Source organism: Mycobacterium sp. IS-1496 (assembly GCF_001499995.1).
GTDB lineage: Bacteria > Actinomycetota > Actinomycetes > Mycobacteriales > Mycobacteriaceae > Mycobacterium.
The window spans coordinates 1-25,110 of record NZ_LQIU01000018.1; the positions used below are offsets into that span (position 1 = coordinate 1).

22 protein-coding genes and 1 pseudogene are annotated in these 25,110 nt (G+C 71.0%); 11 read left to right on the forward strand and 12 right to left on the reverse strand.

Annotation, left to right across the window (positions count from 1 at the left end; genetic code table 11):
- From AU195_RS11390 to AU195_RS11420, 7 genes are all read right to left on the reverse strand, one after another.
- A partial coding sequence (locus AU195_RS11390; protein ID WP_059159178.1) for a PPE domain-containing protein occupies positions 1-1,321 on the reverse strand: 1,321 nt, incomplete at its 3' end.
- Between the two features lie 50 nt (positions 1,322-1,371).
- Positions 1,372-2,769 carry a type VII secretion protein EccE gene (gene eccE / locus AU195_RS11395; protein WP_059159179.1) on the reverse strand — a complete coding sequence of 466 codons (1,398 nt, stop codon included), beginning with the start codon at positions 2,767-2,769 and terminating at the stop codon, positions 1,372-1,374.
- The gene (mycP, locus tag AU195_RS11400; RefSeq protein WP_059159239.1) at positions 2,766-4,112 is read right to left on the reverse strand and encodes a type VII secretion-associated serine protease mycosin; all 1,347 of its coding nucleotides are present in this window, start codon (positions 4,110-4,112) and stop codon (positions 2,766-2,768) included. The genes eccE and mycP overlap by 4 nt, the downstream gene beginning before the upstream one ends.
- Positions 4,113-4,301: 189 nt before the next feature.
- Positions 4,302-4,559: an HPr family phosphocarrier protein gene (locus AU195_RS11405; protein WP_059159180.1), complete on the reverse strand. Its 258-nt coding sequence runs from the start codon at positions 4,557-4,559 to the stop codon at positions 4,302-4,304.
- 105 nt (positions 4,560-4,664) lie between these two features.
- Positions 4,665-6,695 carry a PTS fructose transporter subunit IIABC gene (locus AU195_RS11410; protein ID WP_059159181.1) on the reverse strand — a complete coding sequence of 677 codons (2,031 nt, stop codon included), beginning with the start codon at positions 6,693-6,695 and terminating at the stop codon, positions 4,665-4,667.
- 22 nt (positions 6,696-6,717) lie between these two features.
- Positions 6,718-7,695, reverse strand: coding sequence for a 1-phosphofructokinase family hexose kinase (locus tag AU195_RS11415; RefSeq protein ID WP_059159182.1), 978 nt, complete (start codon positions 7,693-7,695; stop codon positions 6,718-6,720).
- Positions 7,692-8,459 (reverse strand): DeoR/GlpR family DNA-binding transcription regulator, encoded by a 768-nt coding sequence (locus AU195_RS11420; RefSeq protein ID WP_059159183.1) that lies wholly within the window; start codon positions 8,457-8,459, stop codon positions 7,692-7,694. The genes AU195_RS11415 and AU195_RS11420 overlap by 4 nt, the downstream gene beginning before the upstream one ends.
- Positions 8,460-8,501: 42 nt before the next feature.
- Here AU195_RS11420 and AU195_RS11425 point away from each other — a divergent pair, with 42 nt between their 5' ends.
- Complete coding sequence (locus AU195_RS11425; RefSeq protein ID WP_059159184.1) at positions 8,502-10,277, forward strand: phosphoenolpyruvate--protein phosphotransferase; 1,776 nt, start codon at positions 8,502-8,504, stop codon at positions 10,275-10,277.
- 115 nt (positions 10,278-10,392) lie between these two features.
- Complete coding sequence (locus tag AU195_RS11430) at positions 10,393-11,367, forward strand: pirin family protein (protein WP_059159185.1); 975 nt, start codon at positions 10,393-10,395, stop codon at positions 11,365-11,367.
- A gap of 2 nt (positions 11,368-11,369) precedes the next feature.
- Here the strand turns inward: AU195_RS11430 and AU195_RS11435 are convergent, their stop codons facing one another.
- Both AU195_RS11435 and AU195_RS11440 read right to left on the reverse strand, forming a co-directional pair.
- Positions 11,370-13,541, reverse strand: coding sequence for an FUSC family protein (locus AU195_RS11435; RefSeq protein WP_059159186.1), 2,172 nt, complete (start codon positions 13,539-13,541; stop codon positions 11,370-11,372).
- Between the two features lie 31 nt (positions 13,542-13,572).
- Positions 13,573-14,139 carry a TetR/AcrR family transcriptional regulator gene (locus tag AU195_RS11440; protein ID WP_059159187.1) on the reverse strand — a complete coding sequence of 189 codons (567 nt, stop codon included), beginning with the start codon at positions 14,137-14,139 and terminating at the stop codon, positions 13,573-13,575.
- A gap of 165 nt (positions 14,140-14,304) precedes the next feature.
- Between AU195_RS11440 and AU195_RS11445 the strand changes: the two genes are divergently transcribed.
- The 9 genes from AU195_RS11445 (at position 14,305) to AU195_RS11485 (ending at position 22,050) form a co-directional block, all read left to right on the forward strand.
- Positions 14,305-14,940, forward strand: coding sequence for a TetR/AcrR family transcriptional regulator (locus AU195_RS11445; RefSeq protein WP_059159188.1), 636 nt, complete (start codon positions 14,305-14,307; stop codon positions 14,938-14,940).
- 109 nt (positions 14,941-15,049) lie between these two features.
- A complete protein-coding gene (locus AU195_RS11450) occupies positions 15,050-15,988 on the forward strand; it encodes an SAM-dependent methyltransferase (protein ID WP_059159189.1) in 939 nt (312 codons plus the stop codon).
- Entirely contained in the window at positions 15,985-16,773 is a 789-nt protein-coding gene (locus AU195_RS11455; protein WP_059159190.1) for an SAM-dependent methyltransferase, read from the forward strand. The genes AU195_RS11450 and AU195_RS11455 overlap by 4 nt, the downstream gene beginning before the upstream one ends.
- Before the next feature lie 63 nt (positions 16,774-16,836).
- Positions 16,837-18,249 carry an aldehyde dehydrogenase family protein gene (locus AU195_RS11460; RefSeq protein WP_059159191.1) on the forward strand — a complete coding sequence of 471 codons (1,413 nt, stop codon included), beginning with the start codon at positions 16,837-16,839 and terminating at the stop codon, positions 18,247-18,249.
- 20 nt (positions 18,250-18,269) lie between these two features.
- Positions 18,270-19,136, forward strand: a complete 867-nt coding sequence (locus AU195_RS11465; protein ID WP_059159192.1) for an SDR family oxidoreductase — start codon at positions 18,270-18,272, stop codon at positions 19,134-19,136.
- Between the two features lie 6 nt (positions 19,137-19,142).
- Entirely contained in the window at positions 19,143-20,108 is a 966-nt protein-coding gene (locus AU195_RS11470; RefSeq protein WP_059159193.1) for an NADPH:quinone oxidoreductase family protein, read from the forward strand.
- A 25-nt stretch (positions 20,109-20,133) separates the two neighbouring features.
- Positions 20,134-20,838 (forward strand): haloacid dehalogenase type II, encoded by a 705-nt coding sequence (locus AU195_RS11475; protein ID WP_082703037.1) that lies wholly within the window; start codon positions 20,134-20,136, stop codon positions 20,836-20,838.
- A 40-nt stretch (positions 20,839-20,878) separates the two neighbouring features.
- On the forward strand, positions 20,879-21,568 hold the full coding sequence (locus AU195_RS11480; protein ID WP_172800549.1) for a methyltransferase domain-containing protein: 690 nt from the start codon (positions 20,879-20,881) through the stop codon (positions 21,566-21,568).
- A complete protein-coding gene (locus AU195_RS11485; RefSeq protein WP_059159195.1) occupies positions 21,565-22,050 on the forward strand; it encodes a DUF456 domain-containing protein in 486 nt (161 codons plus the stop codon). Before AU195_RS11480 ends, AU195_RS11485 begins: the two co-directional genes overlap by 4 nt.
- A gap of 77 nt (positions 22,051-22,127) precedes the next feature.
- Here the strand turns inward: AU195_RS11485 and AU195_RS11490 are convergent.
- The 3 genes and pseudogenes from AU195_RS11490 to AU195_RS11500 all read right to left on the reverse strand — a co-directional run bounded on the left by AU195_RS11490 (position 22,128) and on the right by AU195_RS11500 (position 25,096).
- Positions 22,128-22,966: pseudogene (locus tag AU195_RS11490) on the reverse strand (type IV toxin-antitoxin system AbiEi family antitoxin).
- 91 nt (positions 22,967-23,057) lie between these two features.
- On the reverse strand, positions 23,058-23,858 hold the full coding sequence (locus tag AU195_RS11495) for a tyrosine-protein phosphatase (protein ID WP_059159196.1): 801 nt from the start codon (positions 23,856-23,858) through the stop codon (positions 23,058-23,060).
- Positions 23,858-25,096, reverse strand: a complete 1,239-nt coding sequence (locus tag AU195_RS11500) for an acyl-CoA dehydrogenase family protein (protein WP_172800550.1) — start codon at positions 25,094-25,096, stop codon at positions 23,858-23,860. Before AU195_RS11500 ends, AU195_RS11495 begins: the two co-directional genes overlap by 1 nt.
- Between the last annotated feature and the right edge of the window lie 14 nt (positions 25,097-25,110).

The window sequence follows — 25,110 nt, forward strand, 5'->3', positions numbered from 1 at the left end:
CTCCGCCGCCGCCTGCTCCGCCACCCCCCCCGCCACCGGCACCCCCGCCGCTGGCAGCGGCGGGCTTCAGCGCCGGGTCCTCGAGTGGCGGCAGCCCTTCCGGCCCGCCGGTGGGAAGACCGCCGGGCAGTCCACCCGGGAGGCCACCGCCAGGGGGCGCACCACCACCGGCCGGGGCGCCGCCACCACCGGCGGGCGACCCGCCGCCTCCTGACGGCGAGCCGCCACCGGAAGGGCCGCCCGCGGGTGGCGGTGAACCCTGGCCGCCAGGCGAGCCGGCGCCCGTCGCAGCCGCCTGTTGAGCCCCCGGTCGTCCGCCGGGTTGGCCGCCACCGGGTTGGCCGCCGCCGGATTGGCCGCCACCCGGTTCACCCGGGGTGCCCTCACCGGGCGGCTGGTTCCCGCCCTTGCGCGGGGCACCGTTGCTGCTGATCGGCGGCACCGGTGCCGCACCCTGCGGCGGGTCGACCACCTGGGGCAGGCTCTTGCCTGCGACGTCGGCGCTGTAACTCGTCCGGACCTCCTCGGACTTCCGTTGCAGCGCAAGGTAGTCCATCATGGCCGCCGCGAGCGCGTTCTTGTCGCCCGCCTGGCCGGCCTGGGCCACCCGGGCCTCGACCGCTTCGACCTCGGCGACCGTCGGATGCTGCCCCGCCCACGTGTCGTGGGCATCGGCCATGTCGATCGCTTCGTCGCCGAGGAACTGGTAACTCTCGGCCAGCTTCTCCAGCCACTCCTTGTGCTGACGGACCGCGTCACCCGCCTTCTCGGCGGAGGTGCCCTCCCAGTTGATGCCCTCGAGGTTGAAGGACGCGGCCCTCTCGCGCAGTGTGCCGGCGAAGTTCTTGGCCTGCTCGCCGTACGTCCGCATCGGGCCCGAATTCCCGGAGTGGATGATCTGCGCGGCCGCCTTCACATCCATGAAGCCCGCGTCGGTCTGGCCGCCCGGCACGGCGGGCACCGTGGCGGGAAACTCGATCGCCGGGACCGACGGCGGAAGGGTGGGATTGACCGCGACGGGTTCCACCGAGCGGGGACCGTCGGGGTACTCGAGAGCCTGGGCCGCGCGGGTGTCGATCTGCTGGTAGACGTCGGCCGCCTCGGACAGCACCGCGGCGAGCCGTTCGGCTTCGCGGTTCCCGGCGATCAGGTGGCTGCGCAGCGTGTCCGAACCCGCCGCGATGCCGGCCGCCGACGCCGTCACGAACGGGAGTCCGCACGGCGGCGTGGGACGCTGCGACTCGTCGAGGATCTCCTCGTCCAGCGCGGTCGCGCGCGCCCGCAGGTCCGCCGGCTCGACCCGGACTTCGTCGCCCGCCATGTCTTCCTCCTCAGTTCACCGCGGCATCCCGGCGGCCGGTACGCGGTCGATCACTGCTCGAGGGCCATCTGGTAGCGGCTTTCCTCGCGCGGGTTGATCAACCGGATGGGCAGCTGCCGGTGCCTCGGGGTGTCGATGAAGTTGTGTCGCAATATCACCCGCCCGACTCCGGGGTGCGGGGTCAGATACGTGGTGGCGTTCGGCCACGACAGTTTGGCGTCGTGGCCGATCCGCCCGTTGACGAAGCCGGCGAACTCGCCGAACTGGGGACCCAGCGTCACCACCGCCCCCGCGGCCGCCGACCGGACCACGAACTGCGTGAACAGGCGCGCATCCCCGAGGTTGATGCTGACGTCGACGTCGTCGAACGGCATGTACACCGGATACCGGTCGGCGGTCTCGCCGATGAGGATTCCCGCCGACCCGATCGGTAGCTCGTAGTGCTTGTCGGTCACCGGGCTGATGCCCTGCAGCGCGGCGCGTTGGCCGCCGAACAGACAGGAGAACCCGCGGGGCGTCGACGGATTGGCCAACGTCGTCAACAGCACCGTGGTGGTCGGGGCGGTGCCCGGGCGGATCCGCATCCGGGTGATCGTGTGGTCGGCGCGCGCCGACCACCACACGTCCGGTCCGCCGGGGGCGCTGTACGCCGCGGTGAAGGTGCTGCGGCCCTTGATCGCCGACCAGGTCTCCCGTTCGAAGCTGACCTCGGTGGCCCGGTCGAAATCGTCGAAGCTGCGGCTGGGGCGGGCGTCGATCCCGTTGCCGGCCAACTGATCCGCCAGCCGGGTCGTCGAGGCCACCAGGTACCGCGCCAGCCCCGCCACACCGGAGTCGCGGCGCTGCGCGGGTTTGCGGGTCAGCTCGGGGTCGGCCCGCAGCACGATCCAGGTCCGGCGGCTCGCCGGGGCCGGATACGGTCCGACGACCTGTTCGTACAGCGCCACCAGGCTGGCCGGCGCGGTCTTGCCGACCCGGTACCCCGCGGCCACGACGTCGGCTTCGAGTTCCGGGCAGTGTGCGGCGATCAACGTCTCGACCAGTGCGGTGTCGAGCACGTCGTCGGTGAAGGACTGCCCGTTCACCACCACGGTCGGGGTGAACGGCCGCGGCACCAGTTCGATCGCCGACATGAGGTGGTCACCCTGCCAGCGCACCGCGACGTGGTCGCCGGGCATGACCGTCGCACCCACCGCGGGTTCCGACGGGGCGGGCGGCGTGCTGCGGTGTCGGCGCCGCCAGGAGAACAGCGCCGCCACCCAGCCCGTCAACCGGCGTCCGCGGACCGTCACGACCGCGATCAGCGCGATCAGTACGGACACCGCGATGCCGACCCACAGCAGGTTCAGCGGGATGAAGAGCGCGATGCAGGCCGGGATCAGCACCGCCGCCCAGATCAGGTGGCCGGTGGTCAGGCGCAGCCCGAACTGCGTGAGGAAGGGTCTCATCGGCGCCTCAACGCCCGCCGGGTCAGCGCGGCGATGCCGAGGATCACGGTCAGACCCGCCCCGATCACGACGACCCAGGTGATCGGTCCGCGGTCGGGCGGCGGGACGTACACCGGGGGCGGCAGTTGTTTGACGCGGTACGGGATGTCGGTGGGCCCCTCGGGCACCTCCCACGTCAGCGCGGCCACCGGGTCGATCACCCCCGCCCCGACGTAGTTGTCGACGCCGCCGCCGGGGTGGCGGGCGGTGGCGGTGATGCGGTTCATGATCTGTGCGGGGGTCAGTGCGGGGAAACGCTGTTTGAGCAGCGCCGCCAGCCCCGAGACGTACGCGGCGGAGAACGACGTGCCGCCGATCGGGATGGGCCCGTCCTGACCCTGCAGCGCGTTGACGGGCTGACCGTCGTAACCCAGCGCGGTGATGTTCGCGCCGGGGGCGGCCGCACCCACCCAGGGACCGGACATCGAGAAGTTGCTGGGCTGACCGTTGTCGTTGATGCTGCCGACGGTCAGCACCAGCGGTGAGTACCAGGCCGGGCTGACGACGGTCTGCACCTGTTGCCAGCCGCGCGGATCGGTCGGGACCGCCGGGTCGGGCGGTGGGTTCTGCGTGCAGTCCTGCCCGGTGTTGCCCGCGGCGACGACCACCACGGCGTTCTTGACGTTGACGGCGTAGTTGACCGCCGCGCCCAGTCCGGTCTCGTCGATGGGGCGGGTGATCTTGTAGCAGGCGGCTTCGCTGATGTTGATCACCTGCGCGCCCAGGTTCGCGGCGTGCACGACGGCGCGGGCGAGGCTGCGCAGCGACCCCGCGGTCTGCGTGGTGTTGGGGTCGTTGGGATCCTGGCGGGCGCCGACCGGCTGGAAGGCCTCCGAGGTCTGGCGCAGCGACAGGACACGGGCGTCCGGGGCGACCCCGACGAACCCGTCGGTGGGCGATCCCCTTCCGGCGATGATCGACGCCGTCAGCGTGCCGTGCGAGTCGCAGTCCGACATGCCGTTGCCGGCCTGGTCGACGAAGTCACCGCCCGGTTCTGCGGGCACGCGCGGTGACCCGTTCACACCGGTGTCGATCACCGCGACCGTGACCCCGGCGCCGGTCGCGAACTTCTGGGCCTCGGCCAGCTGGAGATAGTCGTTCGGCCAGGGCTTGTCGGCAAAGTTGGAGTTCGGCAGCACTGTCGGGGCCGAACACACCCGGCGCTGCTCCGTCGGCGAATCGGGTCCGGTCTGATCGGGCGGTAGCGCCGCGGGGTCGATGCTCGGTGGTTCGACCGCCCCCACCGGTGGCGCGCTGACCAGCGCCAACAACAGGGCCACGACCACCACCCGCACCCGCTGCACCGTGCTCAGCACCCCCCGTGTCAACCCGCCGACGGCTTCGCGCCTCAGTGTAGACAGCAAACCCGGATCCGCCTCGCGGGCGGCTCCTCCCCTGACGCCGCGCGGACCGGTCGAATGCACGGAGCAATCTTAAAGGCACGGCGAGGGGGGTAGCTGCGGTTTCTTGTCGGCGGAACTACGGGTGGGGAGTCAGGCGTCGAGGTCCTGCTCGACCAGCCCGGCGACGGTGTCGAGGGCGGCCGCGTCGTCGGACTCCACGGTGACCTCGGCGCCGTTGCCCGCGCCCAGCGTCATGATCATCAGGGCGGACCCGGCGTCGACGGGCTCACCCCCGGGGACCGCGAGGGTGACCGGGACGCCCGCGGTGACGACGGCTTCGGCGATGATCGCGGCGGGGCGGGCGTGCAGCCCGATGGCCGAGCCGACGGTGACGGTGCGTGCGGGCATGGTGGAGATCTCCTTCTGTAGGGGCGGTTGCCGAGTTCGACGAAATGGTTGGAGTTACTCGTACTTCGGCGCCCGTTTGTTCGTTTGGGCGCCTCGAGGCAGGGGTCAGGCGGCGGCCAGCGCGGGCGTCCCCTCCGCGGTGACCTTGGGCTTGGCGAGTTGTTTGGCCGCGACGACGGCGCCTGCGCCTGCCGCCGTGCCCACCGCGAGCGCAACCAGGAACCACACCAGGTTGCCGATCGCGAAGAACACGAAGATGCCGCCGTGCGGCGCCTTGGACGTGACGTCGAAGGCCATCACCAGCGCGCCGGTGATCGCGCCGCCGAACATCATCGACGGGATGACCCGCAGCGGGTCGGCCGCGGCGAAGGGGATCGCCCCCTCGGAGATGAACGACGCACCGAGTAGCCATGCGGCGCGGCCGTTCTCGCGTTCCGGTTCGGTGAACAACCCCGGCCGCACGGTCGAGGCGAGCGCCATCGCCAGCGGCGGGACCATCCCCGCGGCCATCACCGCCGCCATGATCCGCAGCGACGCCGGGTCGGCCACGTTGAGCCCGGTGGTCGCGAACGCGTAGGCCGCCTTGTTCACCGGGCCGCCCAGGTCGAAGCACATCATCAGGCCGAGGATGACGCCCAGCACGATCACCGAACTGCCCGACAGCCCGTTGAGCCAGTCAGTGAGGCTGGTGGTCAGCCAGGCCAGCGGCCTGCCGAGCAGCAGGAACATCAGCAGGCCGACGACCATCGACGCGAACAGCGGGATGATCACCACCGGCATCAGCCCGCGGGCCCACTGCGGGACGCCGATCCGGCTGATCCACAGCGCGGCGAAGCCGGCGATCAGCCCGCCGACGATGCCGCCGATGAAGCCCGCGCCCACCGTGGTGGCGATGTAGCCGGCGACGAATCCGGGTGCGATACCCGGCCGGTCGGCGATCGCGAACGCGATGTAGCCGGCCAGTGCGGGCACCAGGAAGAAGAACGCGAGGTTGCCGATCGTGAACAGCACCGCGCCGAGGTACTGGATCAGCCCGCCCGACGGCAGGTCGGTCAGCGAGTTCGTGGTCGCAATGATCTTGCCGAGCGAATCCGTCTGGCCGTCAGGGGTATTCGCGATGTCGTAGCCCGCGAACAGGAAACCCAGCGCGATCAGCAGACCGCCCGCGGCGACGAACGGGATCATGTAGCTCACACCGGTCAGCAGGATCTGCCGGGTGCGGGTGCCCCAGCCGACATCCCCCGACGGGGCGGCCGCCGCCGGTGCGCCCGCGGCTCCGCCCTCGACGCGCGCGGCGTTCGGATCGACGGCGGCGGCCAGCGCTTCGGCGACCATCTTGTCCGGTTCGTTGATCGCCCGTTTGACCCCGGAGGCCACGACGGGTTTGCCCGCGAAGCGCTGCCGGTCCTTGACCCCGACATCGGTGGCGAAGAGGACGGCGTCCGCCTCGGCGATCGTCGTCGCCGACAGCGGCGTGCTGCCCGAGGACCCCTGTGTCTCCACGTGCAGCGCGACCCCGGCCTTCTTCGCGGCGGCCGCCAGGGAGTCGGCCGCCATGTAGGTGTGCGCGATCCCGGTCGGGCAGGCGGTCACCGCGACGAGGGTCCGCTGCCTGGCCGGTTCGGGTTCCGGTTCCGGTTTCGCGGTGGACGGCGGTGCTGCGGCCGGCTGGGGACTCACCACACCCTCGACCAGTGAGACGGCCTCGTCGGGGGTGCCGGCCGCCCGCAGCGAGGCGACGAAGTCCTTGCGCACCAGGGCGCGTGCGAGGCTCGACAGCAGCTTCATGTGGTCGGCGCCGCCGGACTCCGGTGCGGCGATGAGGAACACCAGGTCGGCCGGTCCGTCCGGGGCGCCGAAATCGACGCCGGGCGCCAGCCGGGCGAACCCAATGGTGGGCGTGTCGACGTACGGCGAGCGGCAGTGCGGGATCGCGAGCCCGCCGGGCAGGCCGGTCGCCGACTGTCCTTCGCGGGCCAGCGCGGCCGAGACCAGGCCGTCGGTGTCGCTGGTGCGCCCGGCGTCGGCCAGCCGGCTGACGAGGCGGCCGATCACGGCCTCCTTGTCTGCGCCGGCGTCGACGTCGAGCAGCACGAGATCGGTGGTGATGATCGGCGATGCGGTGGGACTGGACATCACTGGCTCTTTCGGTCGGGTGTCAGGAGCTGGCAGGGGTCGGGGCGATGGCGCTGACGGCGACGCCGTCGAGATCGAGCTGGGCGGGTGTGGGCAGTGCGGAGCCGGGGAGGGCCGCGGCGGCGCTGCCGTAGGCGACGGCCATGCGCAGCCGGTGGGGCGCCTCGGCACCGCCCACGGCCGCACGGACGTAACCGGCCAGCGACGAGTCGCCCGCCCCGACGGTGCTACGCGGGACGATGGGCGGCGGCGTCGCCATCCACGCGCCGGTCTGGTCGACGAGGACGGCGCCTGCGGCGCCCAGCGTGGCGAGCACGGCGCCGACTCCGCGGTCGACGAGCCGGCGCGCGGCGGCCACGACCGGGCCCGGATCGCCGTGGGCGGCAGCGCTTTCCAGCTCCTCGGCGGATTCGCCGACGAGCCCGGCCAGTTCCTCGGCGTTGGGTTTGATGACATCGGGCGCCGCATCGTCGAACGCAGCGGCCAGCGCGGCGAGCGGGCGTTCGGAGGTGTCGACGGCGACCCGGCAGGGCAGGGACGCCAGCCGCGCGACCACCTCGGCGTACCAGTCGTCCGGCAGGCCGGGCGGCAGCGAGCCCGACAGCACCACCCAGGCGGCGCTCTCGGCGGCCGCGACGAGGCTGCGGGTGAGCGCGTCCCGGGCGGCGGCGTCCAGTGTCGCGCCGCGCTCGTTGAGTTTCGTCGTGGTGCCGTCGGGTTCGGTGATGGCCAGGTTGGTGCGAACGGGTTCGGCGATCGGCACGCAGCGGAACGGCACCCCCGTCGCGCGCAGTGCGGTGACGATCGGGTCGTCGTCCGCGGCGGGCAGCAGGGCGACCGCCTCCACCCGCGCGAGGGTCAGCGCGCGGGCGACGTTGACGCCCTTTCCGCCCGGCTCACTGACGACCGACGTGACCCGCTGCACCGCGCCGCGGGTCAGCGGCGTCGGCAGTGCGACCGTGCGGTCGACGCTGGGATTGGGCGTGACGGTGACGATCATGCGATCACGACCTCGACGCCACGCTCGGCGAACTCCCTGCGGTAGGCGTCGGTGATCTCCCCGTCGGTGACCAGGGTGTCGACGCTGCCCAGCGGCGCGAAGCTCACGAACTCCTCGCGGCCGACCTTCGACGAATCGGCCGCCACCACCACGTAGTTGGCGGCCTGCACCATCGCGCGCTTGACGGCGGCCTCCTCGCTGTCCGGGGTGGACAGACCGTGCCGCACGCTGATGCCGTTGGTGCCGACGAAGGCGACGTCGACGCGCAGGCTGTCGAGGACCCGCAGGGCCTGCTCGCCGACGGCGGCCTGGGTCAGCCCGCGCACCCGCCCGCCGAGCAGTTGCAGTTCCACCATCGGCATGCCGGCCAGCCGGGCGGCGATCGGCACGGAGTTCGTGACGACGACGAGTTCACGGTCGGCGGGCAACTGCGCGGCGATCCGTGCGGTCGTGGTGCCGGCATCGAGCAGGATGCTGCCCCCGCTGACGGGCAGGAGGTCGAGGGCCGCCGCGGCGATGGTCTCCTTGTAGCCGGCCCGCGTCGCGTCCCGTTCCGCGACGTCCGCCTCGACGAGGTGCAGCGCCCGCGCGGGCACCGCACCGCCGTGGACCCGGCGCAGCAGTCCGGCCCGGTCGAGGGCGGCCAGGTCGCGCCGGACAGTCTCGGTGGTGACGTCGTAGGCCTCGGCCAGCTCCGCCACCGAGGCGCGGCCTCTCTGCATCACCAGTGAGGCGATGGCCTGCTGCCGTTCTTCGGCGTACATGAAGCTCCGTATATGTGGGAAATGCCGGGACTGTTGTTGGTTATGTTTGGTTTTACTACCGTTCGTGTTGACTTGTCAATGGTTTTGAGTAACCTGGTTCACATGACCGCTTCATCAGCGCCCACGTCACACGACGCCCCTCAGGCGGACGGCGCGCCGGCCGGCACCGTGCTGCACGGTGTCCCGGTGGTCCCCGGCGTGCAGTACGCGCCGGTGATCCGCCCGGGTCGGCTGCCGGTCGTCGACGACGGCGCCGCCGAGCTCACCGAGGCCGACCGACCGGCCGAGGCCGCCCGGTTCAGCGCCGCGGCGACCGCCGTCGCCACCCGTCTGCGGGACCGCGCCGCACATGCGACCGGCGCGGCCTCCGAAGTGCTCGCCGCCACCGCGACCCTCGCGCAGGACCGCGCGTGGCTGGGCGCCGCGGAGAAACGCATCGCCGGCGGTACCCCGGCCGTCCGCGCGGTCCGGGAGGCCGTCGCACAGTTCGTCGACCTCTTCACGAAGATGGGCGGGCTGATGGCGGAGCGGGTCACCGACCTACAGGACATCCGCGACCGCGTGGTGGCCGAGCTCAGCGGGCTGCCCGAACCCGGCGTCCCGCTGCCGTCGGTCGCGTCGATCCTGTGCGCCGAGGACCTCGCGCCTGCCGACACCGCGGGCCTCGATCCGACGCTCATCGTCGCGCTGGCGACCACACTGGGCGGCCCGACCAGCCACACCGCGATCATCGCCCGTCAGCTCGGGATCCCGTGCGTGGTCGCCGTCGACGGCCTCGACGCGGTGTCCGCCGGTTCGCTCGTGCTGGTCGATGGGACGGCCGGCACGGTGACCGTCGGCCCCGACGAGGTGGCCGCGGCCCAAGCCGTCGCCACGGCCCGGCACGACGCCGAGCGCGCCGCGCGCTGGACGGGGCCCGGGGTGACCGCCGACGGCCATCCGGTCGCGATCCTGGCCAATGTGCAGGACGGCGCCGCGGCACGGGCGGCCCGCGACACCCCCGCCGAAGGTGTCGGCCTGTTCCGCACCGAACTGTGCTTCCTCAACCGCGACACCGAGCCGACCGTCGACGAGCAGGCCGCGATCTACGGCGAGGTGCTCGACGCCTTCGCCGGGCACAAGGTCGTGGTTCGCACACTCGACGCCGGGTCCGACAAACCGCTCAAGTTCGCCGGACACCCCGACGAGGCCAACCCGGCGCTCGGCGTCCGGGGCATTCGTATCGCGCACGGCAACCCGGGCATCCTCGACCGCCAACTCGCCGGCATCGCCGCCGCGGCGGCCCAGACCGGCAACCGGCCGTGGGTGATGGCGCCGATGATCGCCACCGCCGACGAGGCGAAGGACTTCGCCGCCGCCGTCCGCCGCCACGGGCTGACGCCCGGGGTGATGATCGAGGTGCCCGCCGCCGCCCTGCTGGCCGACCGCATCCTCGAGCACGTCGACTTCCTGTCGATCGGCACCAACGACCTCGCCCAGTACACGATGGCCGCCGACCGGATGTCCGCCGATCTGGCCGCGCTCACCGACCCGTGGCAGCCGGCCGTGCTCGCGCTCGTCGCGATGGCCGTTCGGGCGGGCGCCGCGGCGGGCAAGCCCGTCGGCGTGTGCGGTGAGGCCGCGGCGGACCCGACGCTCGCCTGCGTCCTGACGGGTCTCGGCGTGACGTCGCTGTCCGCCGCGGCCGCGGCGGTTCCCGGGGTGGGCGCCAAGCTCGCCCAGGTGACCCTCCAGCAGTGCCGCGACGCGGCCGAGGCCGTGCTGGCCACCGCGACCGCCGCCGAGGCACGAGCCGCCGCACTCGCCGTGCTCGGCTGAGGACCGCGCGAGATCAGGGTTGTGACACGCTTCCGGCGAAATGGCGAGGCATAGGTCTGATCTCGGCGCGCTCGGCTGAGGAAATTAATCGGACCGTAGTCCGGTTGTAGGGGGCATGCCTGCCATCACCGCTGACACCCTGACGCTGCCCCGCGTGACGTCACCCGCGCCCTCCGACACCGAGCGGCCCGTCCGCTCGATCACCACCGGTCCCCGCGGCTTCGAAGGCGAGGGCTTCCCCGTCGTCCGCGCGTTCGCCGGCGTCAGCGCCGCCGACCTCGACCCCTTCATCCACATGGACCAGATGGGCGAGGTGGAATACGAGCCGGGGGAACCCCGCGGCACCGACTGGCACCCGCACCGCGGGTTCGAGACCGTCACCTACATGATCGACGGCCGGTTCGCCCACCAGGACTCCCATGGCGGCGGCGGCCTGATCACCGACGGCGCCACCCAGTGGATGACGGCCGGTTCCGGCATCCTGCACATCGAGACCCCGCCCGCCGAACTCGTCGAGAGCGGTGGCATCTTCCACGGCATCCAGCTGTGGGTGAATCTGCCGCGCAAGGACAAGTTCGCCGCCCCGCGTTATCAGGCCATCGAGGGTGGCGAGGTCAGGTTGCTGGCATCCGAGGACGGCGGCGCACTGGTCCGCATCATCGCCGGCGACATCGACGGCGCGCGCGGTCCGGGATCGACGCACACGCCGATCACGATGGCGCATGCGACCGTGGAACCCGGTGCGCGACTGAACATTCCGTGGAACCGGGACTTCAACGCGCTGATGTACGTGCTGTCCGGACGCGGCGCCGTCGGACCCGTCGGCCATCCGATCCGTCAGGGCCAGCTCGCGGTGTTCGGTCCCGGCGACCGCCTGAGCGTGGCGGCCGACCCCACCCAGGACTCCCACCGCCCGGCCCTCGAGGTGCTGATCCTCGGCGGCAGGCCGATCCGTGAGCCGGTCTTCCACTACGGGCCGTTCGTGATGAACTCGAAGTCCGAGCTGATCCAAGCGGTCGAGGACTACGAGGCCGGCAAGTTCGGCTCCATCCCGCCGGACGCGCTGATGCCGCACACGTCCGGGCGCTGACGTCAGTGTCCGACGGCCAGCGGTTGTTCGGAACGGGGGTAGAGCAACTCGAGCTCGCCCAGGTTCGCCGCCACGGTGACCAGCGGAAGCGCGGCGGAGACGGCCAGCTCGTTCTCTTCGGACTCCGGGTCTGCGGCCTCGCGGCGTAGCGCCAGCGCGAAGTCGTCGCTGATCGGCGCCGTGCGGTCGGTCTCGGGTGCGGGCCCGACCAGCCGCCTGCAGACCAGCGCGGCGTGGGCTTCGAGCACCAGGCGGGTCTGTGCGTACACATCCAGCGGCGGCGGGACGACGTCGGCGATCAGTTCGGCGGCGGCCCGCAACCGCACCGCCCGGTTCGCGGCCCGCACCACGGGCGCTCGCACGTCGGTCTTCCCGCCGTTCTCTGAAAGATACTGGCGCACAGCGTCATCGAGTGTCCTGGAGGCTTCCAGGGCGGCGTGGCTGAGTGCGGTCACCCGGTCGGCGGCCTGCTCCGACGAACCGCGGGTGACCCGCAGCACGGCCGCCCGCAGGAACGCCGCACCCACCTCGCAGGCGTCGCGCACCGCGGCCGCGACCGTCGCCGACGCGCCGCGTGGCCACATCAGCAGCGAGACCGTCGCCCCCACCAGCGCGCCGAGCACCACGTCCTCCACCCGGATCAGCCCGACCGACCACCCCGTCGGCTGGATGACGTTGAAGATGATGAGCACCATCATCGTGAACGCGGCCTGGCCTGCGATGAACGAGGCGATCTCCGGGACGTAGGCCGAGCCGAACGCCACCACCGGCAGCAGCAGCCACATCACCGCCGGTTCGACGCCGACGACTTCGATCAGCGCCACCCCGAGCAGAAAGCCGATCGCGGTGCCCGCGACCGCCCGCAGCACCCGCGTCCCCGTGGTCAGCGCGCTGCTCCGCAACACCGACATCGCGCCGAGCACCACCCAGAAACCGTGCTCGACGGGGAACACCTGGGTGACCGTGACCGCCAGGGCCAACCCGAGGCCGGTGCGCAGGCTGTTGCGCAGGACGACCGCCCGGGTCGCCACGAAGCCCTTGGTGATGGCCGCGACCGCGGTGGTCTCGGGCATCACCCAGTCCGCCGCGCCGGTGTGCGGGAGCCGCCGGCCCAGCACCCGCGCCCACACCGGCCGGGCATCGGCCAGCGCGGCGTTGCGGATGATCCGGCCGGTCACCCCGACCGTCGCGGAGAACGTCCGGCGGCCCAGCAGGGTGCGGGCGACCGCGGCCGCGGTGGCGTCGTCGGGCACCGCCAGGATCTGTTCGATGTCCTCGCGGTAGCGGCCGTGTGCGATCGACCGCAGTTCGTCCAGCGCGGCGTCCAGGTCGGCGTTGCGCGCCGCGCGCTCCTGCCGGTCGTGGGTCCGCAGTACGGTCGCCGAATCGCGCAGCACCCGCACGATGGGCGGCTTCATGTCACCGAGCAGCGCGGCGGTGTCGTCGGTGACGCGGTCGGACAACCAGCCCAGGTCGTCGACCACCCGGACCAGCGCGCGACTGCCTGCCGTCAGCGCGACGGGGCGGAAGTCGGCGTTGACGAAGTTCTCCCACAGCGCGTTCATCGCCCGGTGCACGTCTCGCGTCGACGCGTCGCCCTCGAGGCAGAGGGCCAGTGACCGGCACACCGTCGCCGCGTGGCGGCGCAGATCGTCGTGGTGGCGGGGCGGGAAGAGGAACAGCGCGGCGGGCACACAGACGGCCAGGGCGATGAGCCATCCGGTGAGCCGCTCGTCGATCGGGCCCGGCGCGGTGCACGCGGGCAGGACGAAGGTCATCAGCGTGGCCCGCTGCCCGGCGGCGATGACCTCGCTGAGCACACCCGAGAACGTCACCGCGACGCCGAGCACGAACATCAGCGCGACGCCGAGCCAGGGGTGCGGCGCGGTCAGGGTGCCCACGGTGATGAGCACCGCGCCGTTGAATCCGAGCCCGGCGTACGCCAGCGCCCGCGCGGGCCGGTTACCGGGGAAGTCGGCGAGGATCAGCAGCGCCACCGAACCGAAGATCGTGAACATCGGCGCCTGGGTGCCGCCGGCCAGCGCGAAGCTCGCCGCCGCGGCCACCGGCATGACGATGGCCGCCCGCGCCGCGCGGCGCAGCGCGTCGTGTTCGGGGTCGCGGCGCTCGATCCGCTCGGCCGCCCGGCGCCACAGGACGGCCGGGGTCAGCATGACCGCCGATGGTAGACCGCTCGGTGGTGGCTCAGCGCGGGTCGGACACCGAGCTGAAGCGGCCGGAGTCCAGCGTGTGCAGGGTCTCGGCCGCGATCCACCGCAGCGCGTCCTCGTCCGGGGGGATGGTGGCCTGCTCGTATCCGACGAGAATGTAGACACACCACGCCGCGAAGACCTCCGCCTGCCGCTCGTCGCCGATGAGCTCCAGCGAGGACTCACGCATGATGTCGTACCGCTGCCGGTCCACCCCGGCCTGCACGGTGTGGACGTCGCGGTCGATCGAGCTCCACACCCGGATCGCGGCCTCGGCGCCGTGCGGAAGCGCCAGCGCCTCCTCGATCAGTGTCTCGATGCGGCGGCGCGGATCGCTCACCGCGCGGACCGCGTCGATGATCCGCACCGTGCGCTGCTGCCGCCAGTACTCGACGAGCTCGCGGGTGTAGGCCGACCAGTTCGCGAAGTAGTGGTAGAACGATCCCGTCGTCACCCCGAGACGGTTACAGACCTCGGCGAGTTTCAGCCCGCCGTAGCCCTGGTCGGCGAGTACGGCGAGTCCGGTCTCGAAGTACCCCTCCCGAGTGACCACGGCCCCCATGGGACGACACAGTAGTGGTTGCGGCTGATTTTTTGGCCGACGCCGCCACATGGCTCGCCGTGACGATTCGGTGGCTCTTCGCATCGATTTGCTGGAAATGCACCCGCGGGTGCGCGACCGAGACCATGTGCAGGTACCCGACGTTACCTATGGCACAATTTGACTGTGCCGCATACTGCCAGCCGGGGGCCGGGACGACCGCCCGCAGCGAAGGCCGCAGAGACACGTGAGCGCATCCTGCGTGCTGCGAGAGAGGTCTTCAGCGAACTCGGTTACGACGCTGCGACTTTCCAGGCAATTGCGATTCGCGCCGATCTGACCCGTCCCGCGATCAACCATTACTTCGCGAGCAAACGCGTCCTCTACCGCGAGGTCGTCGAACAGACCAATGCGTGGGTTATTAGCGCAGGCATGGAACGCGCCCACGGTGAGAGCACGCTGTTGGGCCGATTGTCGGCGTTCTTCTCGGCCGCCATGCACGCCGAGTCCGAAGACCGTTCGGCCGCCGCGTTTCTCGTCACCTCGGTCCTCGAATCGCAGCGGCATCCCGATCTGCGCAGCGACGAGCACGACGCGCTGCGGATGTCACGGTCGTTCGTGTCCTGGGCGGTCAACGACGCCATCGAACGCGGTGAGCTCCAGACCGACACCGACATCCCGTCGATCGTCGAGATGCTGGTCGCGGTGATGTGGGGGATGGGTTTCTACGCCGGGTACGTGGGCGGTCAGCAGGAACTCGCCGTCATCGTCGAGAAGTTCGAGTTGCTGATGGCCAACAAGTTGTGGCAGCTCAGCACCTGACCGGGTGAGATCAGACACTATCAGATAGCTTGCCTAAGCTCTTTCGGTAACATCGGAGGCCAATCCGTTTGTTGCCGAGCGCCGCCCCGTGCGCGGCGAAAGGACCCTGATGAGCTCTCTGCGCACCGACGACGACACGTGGGACATCGCGACGAGCGTCGGGTCCACCGCGGTGATGGTGGCCGCCTCGCGCGCCGCCGAGACCGAACGCGATGAGGCGCTCATCCGGGATCCGTACGCGAGGCTGCTGGTCAGCGGGGCGGGCACCGGCATCTGGGAGTCGGTCCTCGACGCCGACTTCGTCTCGAAGGTGGCCGAGGCCGACACCGAGGCCGCCGCGATCTTCGAGCACATGAACAGCTACCAGGCCGTGCGCACGCATTTTTTCGACGCGTTCTTCGCCGCGGCCGGGGCGGCAGGCATCCGGCAGATCGTCATCCTCGCCTCCGGTCTGGACTCGCGCGCGTACCGCCTCGACTGGCCGTCGGGCACCACGGTGTACGAGATCGACCAGCCCAAGGTGCTCGAGTACAAGGCCGCCACCCTCGCCGCACACGGCGTCGAACCCGTCACCACCCGTCGTGAGGTGGCGATGGACCTGCGCTACGACTGGCCCGCCGCCCTGCGCGGCGCGGGGTTCGACCCGGCGCTGCCGACCGCTTGGCTGGCCGAGGGACTGCTGATGTACCTGCCCGCCGACGCGCAGGACCGGCTGTTCGAGCAGATCACCGACCTGTCGGCGCCGGGAAGCCGCATCGCCGCCGAGACGGCGGGGGTGCAGGCCGACGACCGGCGTCAGGAGATGCGGGAGCGGTTCGAGCGCATCGCCGAGAAGTTCGAGATGACCGCGACGCTGGACATCCAGCAGCTCATCTACGAGGACCCCGACCGCGCCGACGTCGCCGACTGGCTCGACGCCCACGGTTGGACGGCCACCGCGGTCAGCTCACAGCAGGAGATGCGCCGGTTGAACCGGTGGGCCCTACCCGCCGACCTGACCGACGAGGAGGCGTTCTCCAACTTCGTCACCGCCGAGAGGCTGTCGTGAGAAGACACGCCCCGGGGGTGTCGAGTGTGGCGACGCGCGTCGGCCCCGAGGTGCTCACCACCGCGGCCGTCGCGAGCGTCACGGGTTGTGACGACCCGTTGGCCGCGGTGCTGCTCGGCCGCCCGAAGGTGATCGAGGTGCTGCAGCGGTCCGCGGAGCTGATCGACCGGGTGCCCGCGCTGGCCGCCGCCCACCACCAGATCGCCGACTATCACGCGACGCGCAGCCGCTTCTTCGACGCGGTCCTCGCCGACGCCGCGGCGTCGGGGATCCGCCAGTGCGTGGTGCTCGCGGCCGGGCTGGACACCCGGGCGTTCCGGCTGGCGTGGCCGGACGGGATGACGGTCTTCGAGATCGACCAGCCGACGGTGCTGCGGTACAAGCGCAACGCGCTGACCGCGCACGGAGCCCGGCCGGTCGCGGACTGGCACCCGGTGGGCGTCGAATCGGGCATGCCGTGGCCGACGCGGCTCTGGGAGTCGGGCTTCAACCACAACGAACCGACGATCTGGCTGGCCGAAGGCGTACTGCCGCTGCCGGACGCCACGCAGGACGCGCTGATCTCCGAGATCGACGGGCTCAGTGCGGCGGGCAGCCGGATCGCGTTCGACGACGTGCTCGGGATGTGCCCGGGGCGTTCGGATGCGCCGGGCTGGCTGACATCGCGGGGATGGTGGACCGACGTCGTCGAGGCACGCCACCTGCCCGAACTGTCGGGACGTCCCGACGACGCGCGGTGCTACACCGAGCATGCAGTGCTGGTGACCGCCGAGAAAGTGGCGTAGCTCTCAGGAGCCCCCAACCGGTTGGTTAGGATCGGGTCATTCATCGGTCAGGAAGGACCAGCCATGACCACTGATTCCGCCGCTTCGGCTACCCAGGCCACCCAGGCCACCACCGACATCCCTGCGACCGTCGACCGTCTCCGCCGCACCTTCGCGACCGGCCGCACCCGCGACCTCGAATGGCGCCGACGCCAACTGCGCGCGCTGGAACGGCTCATGGTCGAGAACGAGACGGCCATCGCCGCCGCGCTCGAACAGGACCTCGGCCGCAAACCCTTCGAGGCGTGGCTGGCCGACATCGCCAGCGTCGCCGGAGAGGCCAAGGACGCCGCCAAGAACCTGCGCAAGTGGACGCGGCGCCGCTACCGGATGCTGGAGCTCTCACAGCTGCCCGGCCTCGGGTGGGTCGAGCACGAACCGTTCGGCACGGTGCTGATCATCGGCGCGTGGAACTTCCCGTTCGCGCTGACGCTCGGGCCCGCCGTCGGGGCGATCGCCGCGGGGAACACCGTGGTGCTCAAACCGTCGGAGGTGGCGCCGGCCTGTTCGGCGTTGATGGCCGAGTTGGTGCCGCGCTACCTCGACAACGAGGCCATCGTGGTGATCGAGGGCGACGGTTCGGTCAGCCAGGAACTCATCTCGCAGGGCTTCGACTACCTGCTCTACACCGGCGGGACGGAGATCGGCCGCAAGGTCTACGAGGGCGCCGCCCCGCACCTGACCCCCGTCACGCTGGAACTGGGCGGTAAGAGCCCGGTGATCGTGAGCGCCGACGCCGACCTCGACGTGGCCGCCAAACGCATCGCCTGGACGAAGCTGATCAACTCGGGGCAGATCTGCATCGCCCCCGACTACGTGCTGGCCGAGGCGACGATCCGCGACCAGCTGGTCGACAAGATCAAGGCCGCGGTCCAGACCTTCGAGTCCGAGAATCCCGAAGGCAAGCGCATCGTCAACGAGCGGCACTTCGACCGGCTCACCACCGCGCTGGCCGCGACCAAGGGTGACGTGGTGATCGGCGGCGGCTCGGACGCGTCGAAGATCAGCATCCAACCGACCGTCGTCGTGGACCCCGATCCCGCCGAGCCGCTGATGACCGACGAGATCTTCGGGCCGATCCTGCCGATCGTGACCGTCCAATCCCTCGATGACGCAATCGCTTTCGTCAATGCGCGGCCGAAGCCGTTGGCCGCCTACCTGTTCACCAAGACCAGGGCGATCCGCGAGCGGGTGGTCAAGGACGTGTCGTCCGGCGGCATGGTGGTCAACCACCTGCTGTTCCACTTCGCCACGCACAAGCTGCCGTTCGGGGGTGTGGGGCCGTCCGGGATGGGCGCCTACCACGGCCGGTTCGGCTTCGAGACGTTCAGCCACAAGAAGAGCGTGATGACCAAACCGACCCGCCCCGACGTCGGCGCCTTCATCTATCCCCCGTATACAGAGAAGGCGTTCAAGCTCGCCCGCCGTTTGTTCTGACAGTCCTCGAAAGGAAAACCATGCCAGGAGTGCAGGATCGCGTCATCGTCGTCACCGGAGCCGGCGGAGGGCTGGGCCGGGAGTACGCGCTGACGCTGGCCCGCGAGGGCGCCGCCGTCGTCGTCAACGACCTCGGCGGTGCGCGCGACGGCACCGGTGCCGGGTCGGCGATGGCCGATCAGGTCGTCGACGAGATCAAGGCCGCAGGCGGGCGCGCCGCGGCCAACTACGACTCCGTCGCCGAACCCGAGGGCGCCGAGAACATCATCAAGACCGCGATCGACGAGTTCGGCAAGGTCGACGGTGTGGTCAGCAACGCGGGCATCCTGCGCGACGGCACGTTCCACAAGATGACGTACGAGAACTGGGACGCCGTGCTCAAGGTGCACCTGTACGGCGGTTACAACGTGATCCGCGCGGCGTGGCCGCACTTCCGTGAGCAGAGCTTCGGCCGCGTCGTCGTCGCCACCTCGACCAGCGGGCTGTTCGGCAACTTCGGCCAGGCCAACTACGGCGCCGCGAAGCTCGGCCTCGTCGGCCTGATCAACACGCTCGCCCAGGAGGGCGCGAAGTACAACATCAAGACCAACGCGGTCGCGCCGATCGCGGCGACCCGGATGACGCAGGACATCCTGCCGCCGGAGGTCTTCGAGAAGCTGACGCCGGAGTACGTGGCCCCGATCGTCGCCCACCTCATGACCGAGGAACTGACCGACACCGATTCGGTCTTCATCGTCGGCGGCGGCAAAGTGCAGCGCACCGCACTGTTCCAGAACGAGGGGGTGACGTTCTCCGACGGGGTGCCCACCCTCGACGACGTCGCCGCCAGGTGGGGCGAGATCACGGATCTGTCGGCTGCGCAGCAGGCCAGCTTCAAGCTCGGCTGAGCGGGCATGAAAGCGCTTCTGGCGCAGGAACTCTCCGGGCCCTCCGGGCTGGTCTACACCGACGTCGACGATCCCGTCTCGGGCGAGGCGGTGATCATCGACGTCGGCGCGTCCGGCGTCTGCTTCCCGGACCTGTTGCTGCTGCGCGGCGAGTACCAGCTCAAGCTGGACCCGCCGTTCATCCCCGGTATGGAGGTCGCCGGGACGGTCCGTTCGGCGCCCGCGGCGTCCGGACTGCACCCAGGACAACGGGTTTCGGCCTTCACACTGATGGGTGGGTTCGCCGAACGCGTGGCGGCGCTGCCGGACAGCGTGATCCCCACGCCCGACGGCGTCGACGACGCGTCGGCGGCGGCGCTGCTCGGGAACTACTACACGATGCAGTTCGCCCTGGCCCGCCGCGGAGCGCTGATGCCGGGGGAGACGGTGCTGGTGCTCGGGTCGGCCGGCGGCATCGGGACCGCGGCCATCCAGCTCGCCAAGGCGCACGGCGCCACGGTGATCGCGATGGTGCACCGGCCCGGCGCCGAGGAGTTCATCTCGGGTCTCGGGGCCGATGTGGTGTTGCCGCTCACCGAGGGATGGCGCCAGGCCGTCATGGACGCCACCGGCGGCCGCGGCGTGGACATCGTGGTGGACCCGATCGGTGGCCCGGCCTTCGACGATGCGGTGCGGGTGCTGGCGCCCGAGGGACGGCTGCTGGTGATCGGGTTCGCCGCGGGCGGCGGCATCCCCACCGTGAAGGTCAACCGGCTGCTGCTGCGCAACGTGAGCGTCGTCGGGGTCGGCTGGGGAGAGTTCGTCAGGCGGAACCCGAGTGCGCAGGCCGCCGTCGGCGCCGAGCTGGGCAGGCTGGTCGAGGCCGGCCTGCGCCCGCCGCCGCCGGTGCGGTACGCGCTGTCGGACGGACCGGCGGCGCTGCAGGCGCTGGCGGACCGCGAGATCAAGGGCAAGCTGGTCCTCGAACCGTGACGAGCGCTTCCGCGAAGAACCGACCATGCTGACGGTTCGCGCGCTGGCGTTCGACGTCTTCGGCACCGTGGTGGACTGGCGGTCCAGCGTCATCCGGGAACTCGAGGCGTTCGGGCGTGCGCACGGGGTGTCCGCCGACTGGCCGGCGTTCGCCGACCGCTGGCGGGCGGGGTACGTGCCGTCGATGGACCGGGTGCGCCGCGGTGAGCTGCCCTGGACGAGACTCGACGACCTGCACCGGATGACGCTCGTGGATCTGCTTGCCGCCGAGGGTGTTTCGGTCGGCGACGAGGCGGTCGACGAGCTCAACCGCGCGTGGCACCGGCTCGACCCGTGGCCGGACAGCGTCGAGGGGCTGACGCGGCTCAAGCAACGGTTCGTCATCACGACGCTGTCCAACGGCAACGTGTCGCTGCTGACGAACATGGCCAAGCGGGCCGGGCTGCCGTGGGACGCCGTGGTCTCGGCCGAGCTGTTCCGGCACTACAAACCGGACGCCGAGGCCTATCGCGGCTGCGCCGACCTGCTCGGCGTCGCCCCGGAGGAGTTGATGCTCGTCGCCGCGCATTCGTCGGACCTGCGGGCGGCACGGGACGCCGGGCTGCGGACCGGATTCGTGTTCCGACCGCTCGAATACGGCCCGGACCGGCAGCGCCGGATGCCGGCCGAGGGCGAATTCGACCTGCTGGCAAGAGATTTTCTCGATCTGGCGCGCCAGCTCGGAGCCTGACCGGGCGGCGTACCGTGGGACCGTGGACACCGCGCTGACCATGGCCCAACGGCTGCTCGTCGACCCGCCCGAACGCCCAGACGTCAGCAAGGGGTATCTGGACCTGCTGACCGACGGCGGTGACCGCAACACCGGGACGATCCAGGCGGTGTGGTCGTCGCGGCTCGGATCGCTGGTCTACGACAACTCCCAGATCCTCATCCGACGGTTGTCGACCGCGTGGCAGTTGCCGCTCGAGTGGCTGAGCGTTCCGGTCGGGGGAGTGGCCCTCGACGTCGGCAGCGGTCCGGGCAACGTCACCGCGGCGCTGGGCCGCGCGGTCGGTCCGGGCGGCCTGGCGCTGGGTGTCGACATCTCGGAGCCGATGCTCGCCCGTGCGGTCCGTGCGGAGGCCGGTCCGAATGTCGGGTTCCTGCGCGCCGACGCGCAGCGCCTGCCGCTGCGGGACGAATCCGTCGACGCGGTCGTCTCGGTCGCGATGCTGCAGCTGATCCCCGACCCGTCGGTCGCGCTGGCCGAGATGGTGCGGGTCCTGCGGCCCGGCCGTCGGATTGCGGTCATGGTGCCGACCGCGGGACCACTCGCGCGCCTGATCAACGTGCTGCCCAATGCCGGTGCCCGGGTGTTCGACGAGGACGAACTGGGCGACACGCTCGAGAAGTTCGGTGTGGTCGGGGTGCGCACGAAGATGATGGGCACCGTGCAGTGGGTGCGCGGGCAACGCCGATGAGCGCCGGCGGCATCCTCCTCGTCGCGCTGGCGATCGCCGTCGGCATGGTCGGCATCGTGCTGCCGATCCTGCCCGGCACCCTGTTGGTGTTCGGCGCCGTCGCGGTGTGGGCCTTCGTCGAGCAGAACCTCACCGCGTGGGTGACGCTCGGCGTGGTCACCGCGATCCTGGGGGCGGCGCTGCTGATCAAGTACCTGTGGCCGATGCGGCGGATGCGGGCCGCCGACGTCCGCACGATGAGCCTGGTGGCCGGCGGTGTGCTGGGCGTGGTCGGATTCTTCGTGATCCCGGTGCTCGGGCTGGTGATCGGGTTCGTCGGCGGGGTGTACGTCGCCGAACTCGGGGTCCGCCGCGACCAGCGGGTCGCGTGGGCGTCGACGGTGCACGCGGTCAAGGGCGTCGCCCTGTCGGTGGGCGTGGAGTTGGCCGGTGCGCTGCTCGCGACGGTGGCGTGGGTGGTCGGGGTATACGTGACCGCATAGCGGGCTGGCTGGGAATTTTCGTAACGCTGTGGCGGAAAGTCGGCCGCAGAGTCGCCGTGGCGTTACGCAAGCGGCTGTCACGCCGCCGCGGAACGACCCCATGCGACGCGTAAGCGCCGGACCACGGTCGCCTCGGTGTCGGCCGCGGTGATCCTCAGGACCGTCCACCCCTGTTCGATCATCTCGTCGATGCGCCGGATGTCCTTCTCGAACCGCTCGCGGGTCATCCGGTGGTGCTTACCTTCGTATTCGACGGAGAGCCGCCGGTCCCGCCAGCCGAGATCCACCACGCCGATGAGTACGCCGAACTCGTTGTGCACGGGCACCTGAGTTTCGGGCGAGGGAACCCGGCTCGGATGATCACCAGGCGCAGCCACGTCTCCTTCGGAGACTCCGCACCCGGGTCGACGAGCGCGATCGCCTCACGGGCTCGCGACATCCCGTGCCGCCCGGGCCGCTCGGTCGCGGCGAGGATGTCGTCGATCGACAGCCGCGTTGCCCGGGCGAGTGCGTCGATCGCGGCGACGGCGGCGCCGAGGGGATAGCGGCGTGCGAGATCGACCGCCGTGCGCGCCGGAGTGGTCACAGCCATCCCGTCGACCCGGCAGATCTCGTCGGGTTCGACGCCGTCCGCCCACACCTCGAGGCCGCGGGCCCGGCGCCTGTTCGCGTCGATGACGGTGGACGGTCGTCCGGGATCGATCCACCGCGCACCGTGGAGCGCCGATGCCGAGAATCCCGCCAGGACGCCATGCCCGCGGGCGCGCAGCGACGCCGCCTCGGCCCTGAGCGCGGCGGTGAGTTCGGCGTCTCTCGGCACGTACACGTCGTGGTGCAGGGCGACGTACCGCGTGCGCAGCGTATGACGCGTCATGCCGGCAGCCAGGGCGGTGCTGCCGAGGAACGCCTCGGACATGGCCGAAGCATGCCGGTGACGACCGACAAGGCCATTTACGTAACGCCGTGGCGGAGATTCGGCCGCAGAGTCGCCGTGGCGTTACGGAAACTCAGCCGCGCAAGACGGTCCGCAGGCCCGTCAGCTCGTCGGCCGTCACGCCGGCGGCCGTCAGGTATCCGTCGAGCGAGCCGAACTGGTCGGCGATCGTGCGGAGTGCGGTGTGGAGGTACTCCTCCCGCACCCCGAGCACGGACTCCGTCAACCGGGCCTCCGCCATCTCAAGCACCTCGGGAGTCTCGGCGGCGCGTTCGCGCACGGTGGCCAGGATGCTCTCCCGTAGTCGCGGCACGGCGTCGTTGCTGCGCAGATAGTCGGCCATCACCGCATCGCGGTCCACCCCCGCGGCCTCCAGCACGACTGCGACCGTGAAGCCCGTGCGGTCCTTACCCGCGAAGCAGTGCGCCAGCACCCGGTGCCCCGAGCCCAACAGAGCCACCACTTGCCGCACGGCCCGCTGGGCCAGCGGTGCGCCGGCGATGCGGCCGTACTCCTCGGTCATGTACCGGGCGGCCGCCGCACCGACGGACTCGTCGTCGGGTTTGTCGGTCATCATCCGCTGGAAGGCGTGCTCGTGCGGGGCCTCGCCGTCCGAGGCGACGGTCTCGATGAACGGCAGATGGTGGATGTCCACCCCGGCGGGCACCAGTCCCGGCCCGTGCCGCTCCAGTTCGCGCAGCGTGCGCAGGTCGGCGACGTCGGTGACGCCGTAGCCGGTCAGCGCGGAGCGGCCGTCGTCGTCGAGGTTGGACAGCTCACTGGCGCGGAAGAACACGCCCGGGGCGATGCCGGTCTGCTCCGCGACGTCGCGGAAGTTCCACGCCCCCGAGAGCTCGTCGCCGGCCGAGGTCACTAGCGGGACACCGCCGTGTCCGATTGGCGGCACACCGCCGCGGCGAACGGAGACTTCTCGCGACCCAACTCGGCACGCGCGATCGTCCGCATGTGGACCTCGTCGGGGCCGTCGAACAGCCGCATCGCGCGGTGCCATGCGTAAAACCGCGCGAGCGGGAAGTCGTCGGACACCCCGGCCCCGCCATGCACCTGGATCGCGCGGTCGATGACGTCGCATGCCACCTGCGGCGCGACGGCCTTGATCTGCGACACCAGCACGTGGGCGGCCTTGTTGCCCTCCTGGTCGATGGTCCACGCCGCCTTGTGGCACAGCAGCCGCGCCTGGTCGATCTCGTTGCGGGACTTGGCAATCGCCTCGCGCACCACGCCCTGTTCGGCCAACGGCTTGCCGAACGCGACGCGCTTCTGCACGCGGTCGATCATCAGCGCCAGTGCCCGTTCCGCGGCGCCGAGGGCGCGCATGCAGTGGTGGATGCGGCCGGGGCCGAGGCGGGCCTGGGCGATCGCGAAACCGCTGCCCTCCTCGTGGAGCAGATTCTCGACGGGCACGCGGACGTTGTCGAACACGATCTCGCAGTGCCCGTGCTGGTCCTGCCAGCCGAACACCGGAAGCGACCGCTGGATGTCGACGCCGGGGGTGTCGGCGGGGACCAGGATCATCGACTGCTGCTGATGCGATGCGGCGTCGGGGTTGGTGCGGCCCATCACGATCAGGATCTTGCAGCGCGGATCGGCGGCGCCGGTGATCCACCACTTGCGGCCGTTGATCACGTAGTCGGAGCCGTCGCGCAGCATCGTCGTCTCGATGTTGCGGGCGTCGGAGGAGGCGACGGCCGGTTCCGTCATCGCGAACGCGCTGCGGATCTCACCGTTCAGCAGCGGGTCCAGCCACTGCTTGCGCTGCTCCTCGCTGGCGAACAGGTGCAGGGTCTCCATGTTGCCGGTGTCGGGGGCGGCGCAGTTGATCACCTCCGGAGCGATCTCCATGCTCCAGCCGGACAGTTCGGCCAGTTCCGCGTATTCGAGGTTGGACAACCCGGAGACCGACGGCAGGAACAGGTTCCACAGCCCGCGTTCCTTGGCCAGCTTCTTGAGATCCTCGACCACTGGCGGGACGGTGTGGTCCTTCGGCCCGGCCTCCTCGCGGTAACGGTGGTAGTCCGCTTCGGCGGGGAAGACGTACTCGGTCATGAAATCGGTGAGCCGCTGGTGGTAGTCCTGCGCCTTGGCCGACATCGCGAAGTCCATAC

Bases quoted from the DNA above. Each gene is read 5' to 3' on its own strand.
- eccE (WP_059159179.1), bottom strand. From the start codon at position 2,769: ATGAGACCCTTCCTCACGCAGTTCGGGCTGCGCCTGACCACCGGCCAC.
- AU195_RS11405 (WP_059159180.1), bottom strand. From the start codon at position 4,559: ATGCCCGCACGCACCGTCACCGTCGGCTCGGCCATCGGGCTGCACGCC.
- AU195_RS11410 (WP_059159181.1), bottom strand. From the start codon at position 6,695: ATGTCCAGTCCCACCGCATCGCCGATCATCACCACCGATCTCGTGCTG.
- AU195_RS11415 (WP_059159182.1), bottom strand. From the start codon at position 7,695: ATGATCGTCACCGTCACGCCCAATCCCAGCGTCGACCGCACGGTCGCA.
- AU195_RS11420 (WP_059159183.1), bottom strand. From the start codon at position 8,459: ATGTACGCCGAAGAACGGCAGCAGGCCATCGCCTCACTGGTGATGCAG.
- AU195_RS11425 (WP_059159184.1), top strand. From the start codon at position 8,502: ATGTTTGGTTTTACTACCGTTCGTGTTGACTTGTCAATGGTTTTGAGT.
- AU195_RS11430 (WP_059159185.1), top strand. From the start codon at position 10,393: ATGCCTGCCATCACCGCTGACACCCTGACGCTGCCCCGCGTGACGTCA.
- AU195_RS11435 (WP_059159186.1), bottom strand. From the start codon at position 13,541: ATGCTGACCCCGGCCGTCCTGTGGCGCCGGGCGGCCGAGCGGATCGAG.
- AU195_RS11440 (WP_059159187.1), bottom strand. From the start codon at position 14,139: ATGGGGGCCGTGGTCACTCGGGAGGGGTACTTCGAGACCGGACTCGCC.
- AU195_RS11450 (WP_059159189.1), top strand. From the start codon at position 15,050: ATGAGCTCTCTGCGCACCGACGACGACACGTGGGACATCGCGACGAGC.
- AU195_RS11460 (WP_059159191.1), top strand. From the start codon at position 16,837: ATGACCACTGATTCCGCCGCTTCGGCTACCCAGGCCACCCAGGCCACC.
- AU195_RS11465 (WP_059159192.1), top strand. From the start codon at position 18,270: ATGCCAGGAGTGCAGGATCGCGTCATCGTCGTCACCGGAGCCGGCGGA.
- AU195_RS11470 (WP_059159193.1), top strand. From the start codon at position 19,143: ATGAAAGCGCTTCTGGCGCAGGAACTCTCCGGGCCCTCCGGGCTGGTC.
- AU195_RS11475 (WP_082703037.1), top strand. From the start codon at position 20,134: ATGCTGACGGTTCGCGCGCTGGCGTTCGACGTCTTCGGCACCGTGGTG.
- AU195_RS11480 (WP_172800549.1), top strand. From the start codon at position 20,879: ATGGCCCAACGGCTGCTCGTCGACCCGCCCGAACGCCCAGACGTCAGC.
- AU195_RS11485 (WP_059159195.1), top strand. From the start codon at position 21,565: ATGAGCGCCGGCGGCATCCTCCTCGTCGCGCTGGCGATCGCCGTCGGC.
- AU195_RS11500 (WP_172800550.1), bottom strand. From the start codon at position 25,096: ATGTCGGCCAAGGCGCAGGACTACCACCAGCGGCTCACCGATTTCATG.